Annotated in this window: 19 protein-coding genes; 6 read left to right on the forward strand and 13 right to left on the reverse strand. The window is 40.1% G+C overall.

Features of this window, described 5'->3' with window-relative positions; translation table 11 throughout:
* The coding region (locus JO178_RS15655; protein ID WP_291934621.1) for a hypothetical protein at positions 1–253 on the forward strand (253 nt) is incomplete at its 5' end.
* A 77-nt stretch (positions 254–330) separates the two neighbouring features.
* On the opposite strand, the gene JO178_RS15660 is transcribed toward JO178_RS15655, so the two are convergent.
* The 12 genes from JO178_RS15660 to JO178_RS15715 form a co-directional block, all read right to left on the reverse strand.
* Positions 331–735, reverse strand: coding sequence for a cytochrome C (locus JO178_RS15660; RefSeq protein WP_291937937.1), 405 nt, complete (start codon positions 733–735; stop codon positions 331–333).
* Between the two features lie 10 nt (positions 736–745).
* Complete coding sequence (locus JO178_RS15665) at positions 746–1,000, reverse strand: hypothetical protein (RefSeq protein WP_291937939.1); 255 nt, start codon at positions 998–1,000, stop codon at positions 746–748.
* A 1-nt stretch (position 1,001) separates the two neighbouring features.
* Complete coding sequence (locus tag JO178_RS15670; RefSeq protein WP_291937941.1) at positions 1,002–1,997, reverse strand: cbb3-type cytochrome c oxidase subunit II; 996 nt, start codon at positions 1,995–1,997, stop codon at positions 1,002–1,004.
* The gene (locus JO178_RS15675) at positions 1,997–3,730 is read right to left on the reverse strand and encodes a cbb3-type cytochrome c oxidase subunit I (RefSeq protein ID WP_291937943.1); all 1,734 of its coding nucleotides are present in this window, start codon (positions 3,728–3,730) and stop codon (positions 1,997–1,999) included. The genes JO178_RS15670 and JO178_RS15675 overlap by 1 nt, the downstream gene beginning before the upstream one ends.
* Before the next feature lie 87 nt (positions 3,731–3,817).
* Positions 3,818–4,414, reverse strand: a complete 597-nt coding sequence (locus JO178_RS15680; RefSeq protein WP_291937945.1) for a Crp/Fnr family transcriptional regulator — start codon at positions 4,412–4,414, stop codon at positions 3,818–3,820.
* A 28-nt stretch (positions 4,415–4,442) separates the two neighbouring features.
* Entirely contained in the window at positions 4,443–4,895 is a 453-nt protein-coding gene (locus JO178_RS15685; RefSeq protein WP_291937947.1) for a hemerythrin domain-containing protein, read from the reverse strand.
* A gap of 78 nt (positions 4,896–4,973) precedes the next feature.
* The gene (locus JO178_RS15690; protein ID WP_291937949.1) at positions 4,974–7,217 is read right to left on the reverse strand and encodes a nitric-oxide reductase large subunit; all 2,244 of its coding nucleotides are present in this window, start codon (positions 7,215–7,217) and stop codon (positions 4,974–4,976) included.
* 13 nt (positions 7,218–7,230) lie between these two features.
* Positions 7,231–7,956, reverse strand: coding sequence for an iron-sulfur cluster repair di-iron protein (gene ric / locus JO178_RS15695; protein ID WP_291937951.1), 726 nt, complete (start codon positions 7,954–7,956; stop codon positions 7,231–7,233).
* 42 nt (positions 7,957–7,998) lie between these two features.
* A complete protein-coding gene (locus JO178_RS15700; protein WP_291937953.1) occupies positions 7,999–8,418 on the reverse strand; it encodes a c-type cytochrome in 420 nt (139 codons plus the stop codon).
* Positions 8,415–8,867, reverse strand: coding sequence for a hypothetical protein (locus JO178_RS15705; protein ID WP_291937955.1), 453 nt, complete (start codon positions 8,865–8,867; stop codon positions 8,415–8,417). The genes JO178_RS15700 and JO178_RS15705 overlap by 4 nt, the downstream gene beginning before the upstream one ends.
* Before the next feature lie 53 nt (positions 8,868–8,920).
* On the reverse strand, positions 8,921–9,352 hold the full coding sequence (locus tag JO178_RS15710) for an Rrf2 family transcriptional regulator (protein WP_291937957.1): 432 nt from the start codon (positions 9,350–9,352) through the stop codon (positions 8,921–8,923).
* 88 nt (positions 9,353–9,440) lie between these two features.
* On the reverse strand, positions 9,441–10,253 hold the full coding sequence (locus JO178_RS15715; protein WP_365866962.1) for an AraC family transcriptional regulator: 813 nt from the start codon (positions 10,251–10,253) through the stop codon (positions 9,441–9,443).
* A gap of 131 nt (positions 10,254–10,384) precedes the next feature.
* On the opposite strand from JO178_RS15715, the gene JO178_RS15720 reads away from it, so the two are divergent.
* The 3 genes from JO178_RS15720 to JO178_RS15730 are packed head-to-tail and all read left to right on the forward strand — an operon-like array spanning position 10,385 to position 14,358.
* Positions 10,385–11,707: a TolC family protein gene (locus JO178_RS15720; RefSeq protein ID WP_291937961.1), complete on the forward strand. Its 1,323-nt coding sequence runs from the start codon at positions 10,385–10,387 to the stop codon at positions 11,705–11,707.
* A 4-nt stretch (positions 11,708–11,711) separates the two neighbouring features.
* On the forward strand, positions 11,712–12,776 hold the full coding sequence (locus JO178_RS15725; RefSeq protein WP_291937963.1) for an HlyD family secretion protein: 1,065 nt from the start codon (positions 11,712–11,714) through the stop codon (positions 12,774–12,776).
* Positions 12,769–14,358, forward strand: coding sequence for a beta-carotene 15,15'-monooxygenase (locus JO178_RS15730; protein ID WP_291937965.1), 1,590 nt, complete (start codon positions 12,769–12,771; stop codon positions 14,356–14,358). The genes JO178_RS15725 and JO178_RS15730 overlap by 8 nt, the downstream gene beginning before the upstream one ends.
* 268 nt (positions 14,359–14,626) lie before the next feature.
* On the opposite strand, the gene JO178_RS15735 is transcribed toward JO178_RS15730, so the two are convergent.
* Positions 14,627–15,661 (reverse strand): LD-carboxypeptidase, encoded by a 1,035-nt coding sequence (locus JO178_RS15735; protein ID WP_291937967.1) that lies wholly within the window; start codon positions 15,659–15,661, stop codon positions 14,627–14,629.
* 649 nt (positions 15,662–16,310) lie between these two features.
* Between JO178_RS15735 and JO178_RS15740 the strand changes: the two genes are divergently transcribed.
* Both JO178_RS15740 and JO178_RS15745 read left to right on the forward strand, forming a co-directional pair.
* Entirely contained in the window at positions 16,311–18,281 is a 1,971-nt protein-coding gene (locus JO178_RS15740) for a phage baseplate assembly protein V (RefSeq protein WP_291938145.1), read from the forward strand.
* A gap of 6 nt (positions 18,282–18,287) precedes the next feature.
* On the forward strand, positions 18,288–19,094 hold the full coding sequence (locus tag JO178_RS15745; RefSeq protein ID WP_291937969.1) for a hypothetical protein: 807 nt from the start codon (positions 18,288–18,290) through the stop codon (positions 19,092–19,094).
* Positions 19,095–19,097: the final 3 nt, after the last annotated feature.

Genomic DNA, 19,097 nt, shown 5'->3' on the forward strand with positions numbered 1-19,097 from the left:
CAGAATCGGACAGAAAGAAAAAGCCTATGCTTATCTGGTGAAATCCATAGAGCCGATTGATAAGAAGTTCAATGTTTTTGTAAAAGAACTTCAGCAGATGGGGAAAGATAAAGCCATGAAGGAATCTGAAAATGTGCAGCAGATCACACCATTCTATCAGTATTTATTTGATATCATGGAACCTTTTGACTCTACATATTCAAAAGAAAAAGAAAATCAGATTACCTCTGCCATTATCAAAGCAACACAATAACTGCTCTGAGGTTTAAGCATAATCACAGACCCTGACGGTTCAAAAATAGCCCTTTCCACACCAGTTGAGAGGGCTTTTTATTGTAACCTAAAATTGGATACCAGATAAAATGCCCCCCATGCCACAAAAATTAAAGCAATAATCCAGATCCAGACGGGAATTGTCCGGGGATTTTCACTTCCTTTGATAATGAAACTCTGATTTTTTCCGGTATCATAAGCATTCAGCATCAACGGCAAAATGCCGTTTACCGTTTCCTCATCCGTAAGCCCTTCAAGATGGATGATAGGACCATTACGAACGGTAAAACGTACAAATTTTAATCCCTCTTTATTCCCAAATTTGCTGACGATCTTTAAAGTATGTTCCCCATCTGTAAGTTTTGTGGTATCCAGATTGAAAACAACAGGAGTCTGAAGTTCAGCGACCGGATCAGGCTCTTCATCGATATAAAGAAAAACAGCGGCATTATGCTTTCCCATTATTTCAGTTTTAAAAATTAAGAATATTATTTTTGATATGTGTTTTGTTTTTTTCTCCCGGTTTAATCAGAAATTTGAATGAATAAACCAGTGTCGCCAATGTGATTGCAGTAACAATACCTACGATAATCCAGTCCCAGTTTGAATCAGGCCCGGTCCCGTGAGTGAGGTTTCTGGTAATTTTGGGCTGTTGCAGTTTACAGGCATCACAGGCCTGCAAATAACCTGTCCATAAGAGGAGGAGGGTAAGTGATATCTTTTTCATGTCATTTTATTTTATCCATTATAGCTTTTACTTCTTCAGCAGTTACTTTTTTTCCATTGTTACCCCAGCTGGTTCTTTCATGGTTGATCAGGGCAGCCACATCTTCCGGTTTAAAATTGGCATTCGTTCCTACGGCGGGCATTTCTCCATATTGCGGTGCCAGACCGTTATAACCTTTCATGATAATGGTGACGTATAATTCAAGATGATCTCCTAAAACCACTTTATCACCTTTCAATGGAGGAAATGAGCCGGGAATACCTTCTCCGCTGGCCTGATGACAGGTAGCGCAGTTGGTTGCGAATAAAGCTTCTCCATCCGGCAAGCTGTCACCTCCTGTAGAACCTGCTGTCTTTTTTTCTTCTTTTTTGTATAAAAATTCCCGTGACGGAATACTTTTAGGAAGGTCTGCCTGTTTCAGGCTCAGAAGATAGGCTACCAGATCTCTGGCATCTGCAGAAGGAATAATTTTACCTTTAATTCCCTTTTTAAATGCATCAGGAACATTGATTTCCTTATCTCCGGGACCGGGTTGTTCTTTGATCAGAAAAAGCCATTTGTAGGAAGGCATTATCGATTCGGGAACCACAGACCTTGGATTGAACAGGTGAGAATACTGCCAGTCTGTACTAGGTTGTCTTGAACCGATATTGGTAAGGTCGGGGCCGGTTCTTTCAGTACCCATCAGCGTAGCGGTATTTTGGAAAAAATTGAGCCTTTTATTTCGGGCATAATCTACTGCGAGACTGGGGCGGGTTCCGAAAACCTGATCCATATCTACATTCCGGACCTGTTGTGTATGACAGGCAACACACCCCTCACGGATAAAAATGTCTTTTCCACGGCTTTCTTCCTCGGTGAGCGGTTTACTTCCCGATAAAGGTTTATACACTTTCTGATTGTTTAATGCAGGGAAAATGCAGATTATCAGTGTCAGAAAAAGAAAAAAAGCCAATGCTGTGGAGAACAGTTTTTTATGATCATTAAAGAAGTCCATTATGATATCTTTTTTTGAGTGTGTATGATTTCTAAAATTTCAGATGGAGATTCCGGAATGATGATTTCTTTTTTAGGCCGGATCATCCGGTAAAAATTATAAGCAAAAATAATATGAGAAATCCACATCATGCTACCTCCGATAGCCCGCCAGAGCCAGAAAGGCATCATGGTTACAATTCCCTGAATAAAAGGTTTCTTGTCCATCCATAATATTCCTTTTTCTGTAGCTCCGATCATGAGGGAAATGGTATACACCAGCACTCCGATCAGGGCCATCCAGAAATGCAGCCCCACGGTAAGGCTAGGGGGTTCATGAGAGGTAAGTCTTGGAACCAAAGTATAAGTGAAAGACCACAACATGAATGTGATTATGCCATACATGGTAAGATGGGAGTGTGCCACTGTAAAATCTGTGAAATGCCATAAAAGATTAGACGTCCGGAAAGCCTCAGCTGTTCCCTGCATGGATCCTGTAAAATAAAAAATGACGGAAACCACATAAAACGGAAGAACATAGCTTAGTTTTAGCCTGTGCCATGAACCGCGTATCGTCATCATAAAATTGACACTTCCTGCTGCTACAGGAATAATCATTCCCACACTGGCCACAATCGCTACAGTCTGTAGCCACCATGGAATAGCACTGAAAATAAAATGATGGGTTCCAATCAGGGTATAGAAGAGGATCTGCATCCAAAATGCCAGAATACTCAGACTGTAAGAATAAACAGGACTGTTGAGTTCCTGAGGCAGAAAATAATACATTAATCCAAGGTTAAACAACATAAACCACATTCCAACCCCCTGATGCATATAATACCCCTGTGTAATGGTTTCTCCCAGCCCGTCCTGCCAGAATGGAAGATAAGCCACGAGAAGAATTACGACCACAAACATCATCGCAGAAATGATATACCAGTTTGAGACGTAGATCTCTTCGGTTTTCCTGAAAGCAATTGTTTTAAAATGATTATAAATGCTGATCAGAATTCCGGCAGCAAAAAGAAGCATGACGGGCCAGATATATTCACGGTATTCACCGCCGCTGTTGTTGATTCCGGCCATCAGAAAAAGGCTCCCGATAATGACAGATGCATTCATCAGAAATAGAGTATAGTATCCCAGTTTGAGGTTAAAAACCTGAGTATTGCCGACTCTTGGAACTACATAATAAGAAAAGCCAATCATGGCCATCGAAGACCATCCCCAGAAAACCATATTGGTATGAACGGGACGAAGTCTTCCGAAGCTTAACCAGCTGAGGTGGTCTGAATCGGGAGCAACAAATTTAATCCCAAGATATTCTCCCACGGTTGTTCCCATCAGAAGCCAGAAAACACTGCATCCAAGGAACCAGAGAATGAGCTTTTTTTCATCTTCCGGGACGATAATTTTTCCGCCCTCTTTTCTTTTGCTTTGAAGAAAACGGAGATCATGTACTTCAGCGGCCTGATTGACCAGTCCCCGGGGATCTTTCACCTCTTTATGAGACGAAAGTTCATCTCCGGAAAGCTGAAATTCAAGTTCTTTCTTACGTGCCTCCAGTGCAGAAACCTCTTGCGGAGGCATGTTTTTCAGATGTCTGTAAATTCTTTTCAATTCCTTTTTCTTGAGAAGGGTGGAGATCATTCCGTTGACTTTTATCAGAATCAGAATGAGCGCAAAAATAATCGGAAGTGAAAGAAGAAGAATAGTGATTTGTAAACCGGGTTCATTAAGAAACTCTTCCATTGCATACGTTTTAAAGAATTCTGTTCCTTAAAGTTACAATGAGCGGCTGTTCTTTATTATGATCTGAATCACAAAGGATTACTGAATTTAATAATAAATTTGGCGATTCCTGATTTTGAGTAGTTTATTTCTTTCCATAGTTTTAATTGTCCGGATTACGGTTTCAACACGAAGACCCGTAAGATCAGCCATCTGCTGACGTGTCAGCGGGATGAGATATTCCTCGTTATTTTCTTTGATACAGTGCGTTTCTTTAAAATACTTCATTAAAGCAGTCAGTCTGATATGAGGATCTTTGGAGAATATATGCTTTGACATAAGCATTTTATAGTATAATCTTTTGGAAAGATTTTCAGTAATGATCACATAATATTGAGGGTGTTCTTTCAGTAAAGTAAAAAAAAGATCAGAAGGCAGCTGGTAAACCCTGCATTGTGTTAAAGCAATTGCATTAGTAGGATAAGCCTTATCAATAAAAAGTAGAGCATCCCCAAAAGATTGCGGAGCTTCGAAAATATTTTGAATAAATTCTCTTCCGTCCTCACTGAAATTATTAAGCTTTACTTTTCCGGACAGAATCTGAAAATAACAGGAACTTTCCATATTTTCTTCATAGATAAAGTCCCCGGTTTCATAATCGCAGATGCAGGCGTGATATTGTTTTAAAATTTCTTCCGGAATCATAATTTAAAGATACACTATTAAATGAAAGTTATTTCCAGAACTCATCAGGATCATCATCTTTTTCTTCAGAGTGGATATGATTAAGCTCTTTTCCGATCTTATCCAGGACGGTGTTATTCAGTTTCTCTTCTAAATGAGGAAACCACTGGCGTTCTTCAAAGCGGATGTGCTGTTCGAGCAGACCTGCAAAATCTGAAAACAAATCACGGTTTTCAGAATTTTTTATCTGTGAGATCAGAGATTTTATCTGTTGATGTTCAGATTGTACCCGGGCAGCGTATTTATCCTCAAGATAAGGAAAGAGAATCTGTTCCTCTTCCCTGAAATGGTGTTTCAGGTGGTATTTCCAGAAGTAAAGGATGTACTTTTGAATTCTTTTGGTTTCAACCGTTTTTTTCAATCCCTGCCTTATTTTCCAGCTGCAAAGCAGGCCGGAATGATGGTCCCGTGAAAGAAGGATTATGTTTTCATTACGTTTCATATTGTTTGTGAAAATTTAAAAGAAGAAATACTAAACCTTACAGGTATAAGAGATCTGCAAGGTTTAGTGAATAATAGGCTAGCGTTTTTCTTTCAGTGACCAGCCGAATTTCAGTCCCAGAATAAAAATGACAAGCAGCAATTCTCCCGCGGCCAGTAAAATATCTCCGGGAACACGCATCCATCTCAGGAAATGCATGATGTCGGTCTGCATAAATTCTGCGGATCGGGCATACCAGTATCCCTCCTTAATAGAAGCTACGGACTGCATGATGCCTATAGGCAGAAGACTGATCGTTACCATTACCAGTAAGCCGATATTTGTCAGCCAGAAGGCCCAGCCTATAAGTTTGTCATTCCATTGCCTTTCAGGATACAATCCTCTTAAAACAAACAGCATTAATCCGATTCCTAAAATTCCATACACTCCAAACAGGGCGGCATGTCCATGTACAGCAGTTGTATTTAATCCCTGAATATAATAGAGGGCAATAGGAGGATTGATGGCAAATCCGAAGATTCCGGCGCCCAGAAAATTCCAGAAACACATGGCAATAAAACAGTAAATCGGCCATTTATAGGCCTGAATCCACGATGTTGATTTGCTGAGCTGATAATTCTGATATGCTTCATAGCCAATCAGTACCAGCGGTACGATTTCCAGTGCGCTGAAAGTTGCCCCCAAAGCCAGTACAGCCGTTGGTGTGGCACTGAAATAAAGGTGGTGGAATGTTCCCAGTATTCCTCCGGCAAGGAATATTATGGTTGAGAATAATACTGCATGAGTGGCCGATTTTAGCCTTAGCAGTCCTAATCTGGTAAACAGGAATGCTGCAACCACTGTCGCAAAAACTTCAAAGAATCCTTCTACCCAAAGATGAACTACCCACCATCGCCAATATTCCGCTATGGCCATATGCGTTTGTCTTCCGTACATTAATCCTGCCCCGTAAAACATAGCAATCGCTACGGATGAAAGGGTAAATAAGGTTAATAAATGTCTGTCTCCGTCTTTCCGTCTTAAAGCCGGAAGTAATGCTCTTACCATCAATACCAGCCACAGAATCAACCCAATGAGCAATAAAATCTGCCATATTCTTCCAAGCTCCACATATTCATATCCCTGATGGCCCCAAAGGAAATTATCTACCAGCCCGAGTTTCTGCATCACGCCAAGCCATTGTCCGGTGAGAGATCCTAAGACGACGATCAGTAAGGCTCCGAATAATATATTGACTCCCAGTTTCTGATATTTGGGTTCATATCCTGAAACAGCAGGAGCAATATAAAGTCCGGTAGCCAGCCAGGAAGTGGCGATCCAGAATATAGCCAGCTGTACATGCCAGCTTCTTGATACTGACTGGGGCAGAAACTGATCCATAGGAATTCCGTAGAAACCACTTCCTTCCACGCCGTAATGTGCAGTGATAACTCCGGCAAGCATCTGAACCAGAATGAGCAGCGCCACAATCCAGATATATTTCAAAGTAGCTTTCATGGAAGGAGTGGGCTTCATATTCCGTAAAGGATCTTCAAGAGGAAGTACTTCACTGATTTCTTCTTCTTTGTTTCTGGCATGATAAAATACCAGAAGTCCCACACAGGCTAATAACAATAAGACACTGAAGCCCGACCATAAGTGCAATGAGGGTGGCGGAACATTTCCTGCCAACTCATCATGAGGCCAGTTGTTGGTATAAGTGACCTCATCTCCGGGACGTTCCGTAATACAGACCCAGGAGCTCCATGCAAAAAAGGCATTCATTTTAGCCATTCTTGCCGGGTCTTTGATGGTGTTTTCAGGAATAGCATACTGATCACGCAGGGTGGTCATGGAAGAATCATTCATAAATAATTTTGAATAATACTGCGACAGCTGTCTTTGTACTTCAGCCCGCTCAGGAGAGAAAACGATTTCATTGTTGTGGGCATTAAAAGTATTGGTGCGAAGTTCTTTTTTTAACAAGACCTGATATCTGGCCTGTTCGTCATCAGGAAGTTCTCTATAGACTTTTCCTTCTTTTTTTGCCAGTTCATCAAGGAGTAAAAGCGATTCACGATGCAGGTAATCTGCAGTCCAGTCCGGTGCAATATAAGCACCGTGTCCCCATATGCTTCCTACTGTTTGTCCGCCGATAGACTGCCAGACATTCTGCCCGTCTTTAATATCCTGTCCGGTAGCGATCAAGGTTCCGTCTCTGCTTACTACTTTATCAGGAATCGGTGGCACTTTTCTGTAGATTTCAGTTCCGTAGAATATGAGAACGGCAAATGAGGCAATCATTACGGCAGCAAGCCATCTCCAAAGTTTTTTAGGTGTCATTCCGCATCCGTTTTTAAGATTCAACACTAAATTCTTTCTCCAGTCGGATGGCTTTTGGGAAAAGGATATTATTTTCCAGATGGATATGTTTATGGAGATCATTTTCAAAATCCTGAAGCATGGCAAAAGCTACTTTATAGGTATTACAGGCGTCTGCAGGAGGAGTGTATTCATTCGTGATTTCTGCTATTCTTCTGAAACGGTCACCTTCCACCGTATGTTCATGCTGCATCATAGCAACCGGATTTTCTACCGTTCCGAAAATAGGGAGAGAAAGTGCTCCACCCGATAGTTTGGCTTTCATCATGTTTCTTACAAAAGGAAACAGGATAAGTTCCTCTTTTTTCATATGCGCGGCCAGGTCATGAGCAGATTCATTGAATAAGGTATTGATTTCAAACAGTTCAGGATGCCTGCTTCCATGTACTTTACATAATTTATCAAGAAAAGCCTGCAAAACCGGAGTTTTTTCTTCCACATAGCGGTGATGTGTTTTCTCAATATAATCAGCCAGAAGATCCGGTGGCCAGCTGCTGAAATCAATGGTAGATCCATCGTTTCTAGGAAGAGATTCCAGTTCTTGATAGAGGTGTTCCGGATTTATTTTTTTGTTGCTGCAGGCATCTTCTATGGTTCTTCCGCCTTTACAGCAGAAATCAATTCCGTGTTTTTTAAAAATAGCGGCTGTTCTGAAATCTTCAGCCACGATGTTTCCTATAAAGTCTGTTTTTGTGTTCATAATATAATACTTTTTTGTCTTTTATTATTTTAAATTTTTTTATTACTTTTTGAGTGAAAGGATATATTTCACCATTTGTTTTGCATGGTCCTGAGTTATTCCCTGGTGAGGAGTCATCGGGATATCGCCCCAGTTTCCTTTACCGCCGTCAATGATTTTCCGGGCAAGCCTTTCCAAATCGGCTTCAGTATATTTGTCAGCGACCTCCTGATAAGAAGGCCCTATTAATTTTGCATCTGTTTTATGACAGGCAAGGCAGTCGGCTCCTTCGATCAGTTTCCATCCGGGATCACTGGAAGTACTTACTGAAACAGGAGGAGCAGGAGTTTCGGCAGATGGCGATAACGGCTGTTCGGTATGGAGATCCGGCTGCGGAATCGGCGTGGTATCCTTGCCGGAACATGAGTAGCATAGTATGAATAAAACGGGAAGGATAATGGCAGATAAAAATTGACTTTTCATAATCTATTGGGTTGAGTTTTGAATTGTAAAATAATGGCAGTTATCAGGAGTATTGCTTTTGCTGTTTCTGAATAGATAAAGTAATTGTGCAGCGGAGTAGGCGGTAATGATCCTCCTGATGAAAGAATATCCACTCTGGCATCGAGTTCCGGAAGCATCCAGAACTGTTCTAAGCTGAGAATCAGGATCAAAATGAGTATGATGAAAAAGTCCACTTTCGTATGGTTTTTTCTGTTGATAAACAGGAAAGACAGGATGAGAATCATGAATACCCATTGTAGTTTTGCTGAGAGTCCAAACATCAGTTTTCCCAGCCCTAACGCAACAGGAAGCGTGACTCCTTCCACCTGAAATTTCATCGGAGTTTCTAAAAAACTGATCGTCATAAACATTCCCGCCATTAAAGAAAGAAGTATTGAAACAAATGGATTTTTAAGATATATTTTCATTTTTTAAAATTAATATATAAAGATCTTTTTATCTTTTATTTGGGCAAATTTTTTTATGTTTTAAGATAGGTGAGTTTTAAATCAAGATTATCAACAAACATCTGTATTTTAGAGTTTTCCAGCATGGTCCGAAGATTATTTCTGATACTTTTAAACTGATCGTGAAGAGGGCAGGGATGGGTCTCCGAACATTGTTCAAGGCCTAATCCGCAGCCTGAGAAGAGTTTGTCACCATCAATTTCTCTTACAATATCTGCAATTGTAAGATCCAGATTTTTCTGATCCATATAAAATCCTCCGTTAGGTCCTTTTGCTGATTGTACAAATCCTTTTCTGCTTAAATCCTGTAAAATCTTCGCAATGAAATGTTCAGGCGAATGGATGCTTTTGGCAATATCTTTAATTCCGACCCGGCTGTCGTTTTTAGATTGCTGGGCGATATAAATTAAGGCTCTTAAAGCATATTCGCAGGTTTTGGAAAACATTTTCTATGAATTTTATATGACAAAGATATAAACTTATTTTAAATAGAAGATAAAAAACTCTTTTATTTTCCGGAAAGCCTGATTAAGATCATGAGACGTGACTGCGGAATGCCTTGCTGTTTTTTCTGAGATCTGAAGGCCTGGACTGAGTAAATTCACTGAAAGTATCACTGAAAGCACTGATCGAACTGTAGCCTACATCATCAGCAATTTCATTGATCGATTTATCCGTATTTAAAAGCAGTTCAATCGCTTTGATAATTCTCAGTGTTTTTAAATACTGAAGAAAGGAAATATCCATATCAGCTTTAAAAAGACGGGACAGGGTACGTTCACTCAATCCGAACCTTGCACTTACATTGGCCAGCGTATGTTTTTCCCCGATATTCCATTCCAGGTAGGAAACAATTCTCAGCATCTGTTTATTATGGGTGGCGGGAAGAATAATAGGTAAGGGCTGTTGGTGGGTTTTAGGCAGGATTTTCTTCAGTGCAATCAGGAATTCAAAATTTTCATCCTGAGCAGTTACATGTTTCTCGTCCCATATTTCCGTGTATTTGATCATTTGGATCAGAAGTTCTGAGGCCGGATAAATTCCCAGTCTGCTATAGAAAGGATCCGATACATCGTCATGAGCGTAAAAATACAGAGAACGGAGAACGGTAGCACTGTGCCCGATCTCTAAAATATGTTCCATTCCCTGAGGAATCCAGAAGAAATGTCTTGCCGGAACCACATAAGTACGGTTGTCTATTGTAATATAGGCAATACCGCCCTCTACATAGCTTAGCTGGCCTTTCGTGTGCTTATGAAAAGGAATCAGTTTCTCTGATTTTTCATGCATTACAAATACACTTTTGTCATACTGATCAATATGTGGAAGCGTCGCAATTAATCCCATAAAAGAATTGAAATAGGTTGAAAATGCAAATATAATCATTTGGCCGGAATCATGTAAAACTTGACTATTTTAGGTAAAAATATTCTCCGGATTGCCAATAAATTTGCAGTGCAATAATTCGAAAAATTCAGATGAAAATTTATCTTACCGGACTGCTGATGCTGGGAACTTCCTATGCAATATCAGCCCAGACAGGCAGTCTCCGAAATGATACCATCCGACTCTCCCTGAAAGACGCATGGCAAAGAGCTGAAGAAAACAGCCGTCATATTAAAATCAACACCCTGGATGCAGACATTGCAGAAGCAGAAGTAAAAGACACAAAACGGGAACGTCTTCCTGAAATCGCAGTAAAAGGTTCCATTGAAAAAGCCTCCAATATTCCCATTTATGAAAACGGAATTTTTTCCAGACCTGTACAGCATGAGGTAATTCATACTCTTTACAGAGCCGGTGCTGATTTTTATCTTAATATTTATGAAGGAAACAAACTGAATCTTAAAATCAAAGAAAATCAGACTCTTCAGAAAATTAAGAATATTCAGAAGGAACAGGCTGTTTCCGATATTCATTATAAAACAGCTGCCCTTTATCTTGATCTTCAGAAAACCTTTATCTTCAGAAATCTTATCAGACAGGATATTGAAGATCAGAAAACACAATTAAAAGAAATTCAGGCTTTATATAAGAATGGAGTAGTGCTGAAAAACGATGTTCTCAGAATAGAACTTGAACTTTCCAGACGTAAAATGGCATTGGTAACCATAGAAAATGATATCCTGATTGCCACTCAGAAACTGAATATTATTCTCGGAATTCCCGATGAGAAGACTGTAATTCCTGATGCTCCGCTGGATCAGTGGAACGAGAGTGCTGCCTATGGAGAATATTTGAAACAGGCAATGGATCATTCTTTTGATTATCACGTTTCCGAAGAGCAGACAGAGTTAAGTAAAATCAGACTTAAGCAGGTTAAAGCGAATGTAAGTCCTAAAATAGGGCTCTATGGTGAGTTTTATTATGCCAATCCTCAGATCTTTCTTTATCCGTATAATCCCAACTGGTATTCTCTGGGAATCGTAGGTCTGAAGGCTTCATTCTCCATTTCTTCTCTTTATCATAATACCCATAAGGTAAAAGCTGCGGCACTGGAATTTGAAAAAGAAGAAGAAGGACATAAAAATACGGAAGATAAAATCAGACAGCAGGTAAAAGAAGCTTATCTGCGCTATCAGGAGGCTCTAGAACAGATCAGGGTAGCTGAAACCAATGTGACCCAGGCTAAGGAAAATGCAAGAATTACCAAAAATACCTATTTCAATCAGGCTTCTCTGCTTACCGATTTGCTGGATGCGGATATTCAGCTTCTTCAGACCAAGTTTGAACTGGAAGCCGCTAAGATCATGGCACAAAACAATTATTATCTACTACAAAATATTACAGGCACTTTATAATACAATGAAAAAAAAATATACCCCAACCGACAGACTGATTACAAAAATCACAGGATGGATCTCCGTTTTTATCGTGGCCGGACTTGCTGTCTGGGGCGGTCTTACTCTTACCCGTTTTTATAAGTATGAACAAACCAATGATGCTCAGGTTCAGGAATATGTCAATCCTGTGATCTCAAGAGCAGGCGGATTCATCGTGGCAGTAAAGTTTGAAGAAAATCAGGAAGTGAAAAAAGGGGATACGCTTCTGGTGATCGATAGCCGTGAATATGTCCTTCAGCAGGAACAGACTCAGGCTGCTCTTCAAAAGGCGAGAGCCCAGCTTAAAGTTCTTGAAAGCAATACCCATACTACGGAAAAAGAAGCTGCTTCAGCACGGGCACAGGTATCAGCGGATGAAGCAAAAGTATGGAAACAAAAACTGGATTACGACAGATATGAAAAATTGTATAATGAAGAATCGGCAACAAAACAACGTCTTGAAGATGTAAAAGCCACACTGGATGTTAATGAAAGTAATTACAGGTCTTCAAAAGATGCATATGCAGCTTCTGTGTCGAAGATTGGTGATATTCAGGCAGAAAAAACAGTGGTACAGGCAGAAATTTCGAGATTGCAGGCATTGCTGGACCGTCATAAGCTGGATGTAAGTTATACCGTTGTTACCGCTTCCTATGACGGAAGAATGGGGCGAAGAACTGTTGAGGTAGGGCAAATGATTGATGCCGGAGAAACACTGGCCTTTATCGTCAATAATGAAACCGATAAATGGGTCGTGGCCAATTATAAAGAAACCCAGATTAAAGATATGCATATCGGGGATCATGTTAAAATTGTAGCCGATTCTTATCCTGATCAGGAATTTCAGGGAACCATTATTTCGCTTTCTCCTGCTACGGGTTCCAGTTTTTCATTGCTGCCACCGGATAATTCCACCGGGAATTATGTGAAAATTGTACAGCGTATTCCGGTTCGTATCAGAATAGACGGAAAAAGAAAAGATATTGATGTTCTCAAACTGGGAATGAATGTAAATGTATATGCTGCTAAAAAGCACTCTCATGGCTAGGAAGATTCCGTTTTTTAAAAACTGGGTACCCGAATGGCTTGTTAAGATTATCCTCTTTGCCATGACATTGCCGGGGATTATTATATTTTTCCTGCCGCTGTCCAATGTGAATGCAGCAGCAGGGTATTATGGATGTGAGCCGGCCGATATTCAGTTTTCGGTAGCGCTATTCTATGCAGGATATGTAGGGTTTTACTGCCTCGAAAGAAGGTTTTTCAGTTTTCTTGCCGCCAAGGAATATTTTCTTTTATTTACTACCTTACAGATTCTGGCCAGCCTGATCTGTTATTATACCCATGAAGTGTATATTCTTTTTCCGGTACGTTTTATTCAGGGAATGCTGTTTGCCGGAAATGTCAATCTTTCGCTTACTTTGATTTTTACAAGGTTAAGCAGTGAAAGGGCGAGAGAAATCAGTTTTTCAGTATTCTTCGGAATCCTGATCTGTGCCATGCCTTTTAATAATCTGATAACCGCAGATCTTATCGATTCCTATAATTTTAATATCATTTATAAAACCGCTATTTTTTCCTATGTGCCGGGTCTTTTTTTTCTCACTTTTGCGATGACGAATTACAGAACTGATACAAGGTTCCATCTGTATAAACTGGACTGGCAGAGTTTTATAGTGTACAGCACGATATTGGTCCTGATTGGCTATATCACGATTTACGGACAGGAATATTACTGGCTGGAAGACCCCCGGATTCTCATCAGTATCATAGGAATCCTTCTTTTATCTATAATGTCAGTGATTCGTCAGCGAGCCATCAAAAGGCCTTATATTGATCTGAGGGTTTTCAGATTCAGAAATTTTAAAGTGGGATTGCTGCTTCTTTTTATTATGTATATCTGCCGTTTTGCTTCCGGAATTACCAATAATTATTTTATTTCGGAACTGCATTTTGACCCGTTCTACATTTCGTATATCAATATTTTTAATCTTGCCGGACTGGTAGCCGGAGTGATTATTGCCTGTTGCATGGTATTGCAAAAGAAAGGAATACGGTATATCTGGATACCCGGTTTTTTAATGCTGCTTTTGTTTCATGGGCTGATGTATTATTCCTTTGATGTTCAGGCAGATGAATTCAATTATTATATTCCGTTATTTCTTCAGGGACTGGGAGTAGGGCTGATTATGGTTCCGACGATTATTTTTATTATATCATCGGTTCCGGCATCTATTGGTCCTTCAGCAGCAGCTACAGCACTGGCGGTCCGGTATTTTGGTTTTTGCGCCAGTATCGCCCTGATCAATTATTTTGAACTTTTTGAAAAAAGCCGACATTACAATGCCTTTCAGGATCACCTTACTGCTGTAGATCCGGCAGTCAAAGATTTCCTTCATAAACAGACTGTCAGACTTACGGGTAAAGGAATGCTTGAAGATCATGCCGCAAAAGCTGCCCATAAACTGATGATCGGAAAAATCAATATGCAGGATCATGTACGCTTTGCAATGGATTATTATGAAATGATGGTGTGGCTGCTTTCTGCATCTTTATTACTGATTATTGTATTGCCTTATGTAAACCGTACAGCACTTTATCTGAAATCCCGCAGATTATCTCCTGCATAAGGAGTTTAGTTTGACAGAAAATATGAAAGCTCGTATGTTCAAGTTGTAAAAAAATAGGATAGCTGGTTCAGCTCGTTTTATAGTTAGAGTGGTTGAGACTGTCTTTCAAAGACAGTCTCTTTTTTATTCAAAAATTCTGGTTTCATATGTTATGATATGTTCACAATTAATTTGTTGGAATAGTGAATAGGAACGGGCTAAAGCCCGTTCAATAAAAAAATGAAACTTTTTATCGGCTTTAGCCAAAACTTATACTTTTAAGACATTACTATTGTACTCCGCTTTCCAGAATTGAAAAGGTCTGATCAATGCAGTTGATTTCTGCCAGCCTGCCATAAGGCAATGTGAAAGTAGGGCAGGTATGTCCAAAGTCCATCTGAGTAACGACAGGTAGATCGTAAAGCCCTTCTTCATCCAGTATTTTCAGTAATTCTGCTTCGTACTCCTCAGCATACAGGTCATCGTATGGCCTTCCGAAAATAATTCCTTTGGCATTTTTCAGAATTCCGGTGGCTGCATAATTTCGCAACCAATATCTGACATAATCAGGATGAGGTTTCCCTTCCGAAGTTTCAAAAAAGAGGATACAGTCTTTCCATATTTCAGGATCCGGCCAGTAATCTGTGCCTTTAAGCATTTCAAGGACTTCCAGACATCCGCCGATCAACGGTCCCTGTACAACAGAATTCCCTCTGATAAAATGCCAGCCCGATGAAGGGTTCAGCTTTCTTTTAGTGTCCTGTAAAGAAATATCAAACCAATCGAGAAATTCCGTAGTCCATCCCTCTCTATTAGGGGAGATCTGTCCGATCACAGAATTCGAAAACAACGTTTTCTTAATATCGTGAATCTGATAGTCATGCATTGCTGCATTTTCTGCAAATCCTACCAGAACAGAAGTTCCGTAAAAAGAGCTCAGACCGGCTTTCAGACAGATGAAATGAGTAACAGTACTGTCTGAAAAACCCAAAAATATCTTTGGATTATTTTTAATGACATCAATATTAATATATTTCAACATCCGGATGCTGTCGTCTCCGCCGATATTTGAAATAACTGCTTTAACAGACGGATCTGAGAAAGCTTCCATTAAATCCTTAGCTCTGGCTTCCGGATGATCATAGATCCATGATGAGGGTTTCAGTGCATTAGGGGTTTCAGTCACTTCAAGATTAAAAATTTCCTGCAAGCGTTCTTTGCCTTTTAAATACCGATGTGATAAATCACCGGCACCTCCCCATGACATGGATATAGTGGCTACTTTATCGCCGGGTGCCAAACCTTTTGGAGTTATTAATTTCATAAATACCAGATTGTTAAAAATAGAAACTGATGAATGTCGGTTGAGTTACTGAAAGCATAAACCGGTGAACGTTTTATACTCATTCCGCCAAAAATAGAATTTCCTGATAAGAAATACAAAAAAATAGATTGAAAAGTCGTTGAAATAATGGCTTTTAAGGATTTCTTGTATTGCTGCACAAGATAAAGAGTCGTAGAACTACTACAATTTTTCAATTAAGTGAAAATTCATTTTGTTGTGAATTTTTATAGTGATAAATTGGTATGACCAAGTCACAATATAATTAAATGAAGAAAACTAAATATCTGAAAGCTGATCGGGAAGAGATATAGGCTTATCTCTTCCAATTTCTTATCTCCGATCTACAGACAGCAGCTTATCATGGTTAATCTGTTTAGGGGCCAGTAAACAGATTATCCGGTTGCCCGCTGAAATTACGGCCATACTTTTAGTCCGGATTTATTCCGGAAAACTCCTGTATACATCAACAAAACAATAGGTTATGTTTAAAGAATCATCCGATGGAAAGTTGCCTAAGGGTGGGGGAAGGGCTCAGGTTCCTGTAAATTCAGAAGAAATAAAAGCGATGGGAGCAGATCCTTTAAGTACCCTGTCCAAAGCTCAGTCTGTAAAAGACGGCGTTATGTTTATGAATAATACCCTGGCTCCCAACCAGACCTCGGTGGTGAATGATAAAATCTGGACCAATCAGCCTACTTCGCGTATTCATAATGCTGCGTCCATTCCTTCCAATCAGATTCAGGGAATCAATCGTGTGGTAAAACTGGATATTGTAGTAGAAGGTAAAATAATCAAACATTTCAAACATTTCAGATTACACCAGTCTGCGGTAAAGCACCATGAATTTGAGCTTACCCTTGCTTACGATACCTTAGGCAGTCCGGAAAACCATAATCTGGGTGAAGTTCAGAATTTTTTAGGAAAAAGAATCACAGTCATTTCCAAATATAAAGATGTTGAAGACGGGCCTGAAAGAAGTTTTGTAGGTGTAATTACAGAAGTAGGGTTCAGCCAGGAAAAAGGCAGTCTTGGAAATGTTGTCCTTACCGGCTCCAGTCCGACAGTTCTGCTCGATGCAGCACCCCATATCCAGAGCTTTGGCGGAGGCCAGCCGATAAGTCTCAACAGTATTGCCAGTGAAGTCATTAAAGAAGGACTGGGATCCAGTAAATTTGATTTCAGGGTAGATGCACAACATGGAAATGTTTCTTACAGTTCCCAATACGAAGAAACCCATTATAATTATCTGGCGAGAATGGCTGAAGCTTACGGGGAACAGTTTTTCTATGACGGAGAAGTTCTGCATTTCGGAAAGCTACCGCCACAGGAAAAACCACTGACGCTTACTTACGGAAGCAGTGTTCACGATATCAAGATCAAAATGAAAGCCCAGCATGTGAATCCTACATTCTATGGATACAACAGCAGCAAAAATGAAAAACTGATCACAGGAAGTTCTAAAATAAACCATACTTCAGATATTGCCAAAAGAGCCTATGAGATTTCCGAGAAGGTTTTTAAAACACCTTCGCTCAGGGTTGCTCCCATTAAGGCTTCCTCATTTATGGATGTGGATGCTTCCCAGAAAGGAACGGCAGGAAGTAAAGCTTCCCAGGTTTTTGTGACTTCGGGAACAACCACGGTACCCTTTCTGTATCCCGGATGTACGGCAGATATTGAAATGAGGAAAACGGACAGCAATGAAACCTCTTATTTTACCAAGCTGATGATTACAGAAGTCACTCATGAAGTGGATGCCAGAGGATATTATAACGGGAGTTTTGAAGCCATTGCTGCAGATACCGGATATATTCCGAGACCTGAATTTGATTCTCCGAGAGCAGAAGCCCAGTTTGCCAAAGTGATTTCCAATACCGATCCTTTAAATCAGGGAAGGGTACAGGTACAGTTTGACTGGCAGAAAGGTCCCAATACAACGGAATTTATCAGGGTGATGACTCCCGATGCGGGAAGCAGTGATAAGGTAAGTACAAACCGTGGATTCATGGCTGTTCCGGAAGTCGGCGACCAGGTGATTGTCAATTTCGTACACCAGCATCCTGACCGTCCTTTTGTGATGGGCGGAATGTTTCATGGTGGTATCGGAGCAGGAGGCGGAGCCGGAAACAACGTAAAAAGTTTAAGCAGCCGGAGCGGAAACAAACTGGAGCTGAATGACGGTGAAGGTTCCGTATTGCTTACCGATCAGGGCGGGGCCAATATGAAATTCGACGGGGCCGGAAATGCGGTTACCAATGCCAATAAAAACAAGGAAGTCAACGTAGGTAATGATAACACCGTAAGAGCCGGAAATACCAATATGATCAATGTAGGTGATGCATCTGTCCTTCAGATGGATAAAACAGGAAAAGTTTCCCTTACGGCCAATACCGAATTTAAAATCGTGGTCGGAGCCAGTACCGTTATCATTGATAAAGAAGGAAAAATTACGATCAACGGAAAAGAAATCAAGATTGATGCAAAAGAAAGCATTGATTTTTCAGCAACCAACGATACGAAACTGGGGGGCAAAAATGTAACCGTGACCGGAAGTTCGGAAGTTCAGGTGAACGGAAGTAAAGTCAATATTAATAAGTAATCATATATGGAGATTGGTAAAGACTACCGTTATAATACGGATATTATTGGAAAAACCAAAGTACATAGCTTAGACAGCAATTATAAAATAAACATTAAAACTTCAGTCACCTATAAAGGAAAAGATCCCGATCTGGATTATCACATTTTTGAAATTACCGAAACAGACTATCATCTCGAAATGTATGAAGATCCTCTGATTGTCCAGATCACTGAAATGACCAACAAAGTATGCAGCATTTACAGCACACTGGAAGTGGGGATCAATAAAAAAGGAGAAATTGCCAGAATCTACAACGGAGATATGATCCGCGATAAATGGAAAGGGGTAAAAGAATGGCTTACCAATGCCCATCCTATCGAAGCTTATGAAATAATCAGGGCTAAAGAATATGAACTCACCAATGAAGAGATGGAAATAAAAAGCATCCGGTATATTCATTTCCTCTACCAGTTCTTCTATATTTTCGGAAAAGAACCGATGGACGAAGGTTCCAGAAGCTATCTCAGGAGAGAAGATATGGACAGGTTCGGAGCCGGTATCGTGATTCCCGTGAATCTTTCCGTATCCGAAAAAAATACGGAACACGGAACTGATGAATGGAAGGTGGAAGGAAAGATGATCCGTGATGAAAAAATGATCCGAAGGCTACGGGAATTTGCAAAAGATAATTTTATGCATCCCGAATATCTAGTAAAAGGAAAATACCTGTATGACGACCGGATATTGTTAAAATCTGATTTTATCATTACCGAGAAGCTGGGTGAGTTTTTCTATTATCACTGTTTTATGGATACCCAATTAGAATTGTAACAC

The sequence above is a fragment of the Chryseobacterium sp. genome (assembly GCF_019236175.1).
GTDB lineage: Bacteria > Bacteroidota > Bacteroidia > Flavobacteriales > Weeksellaceae > Chryseobacterium.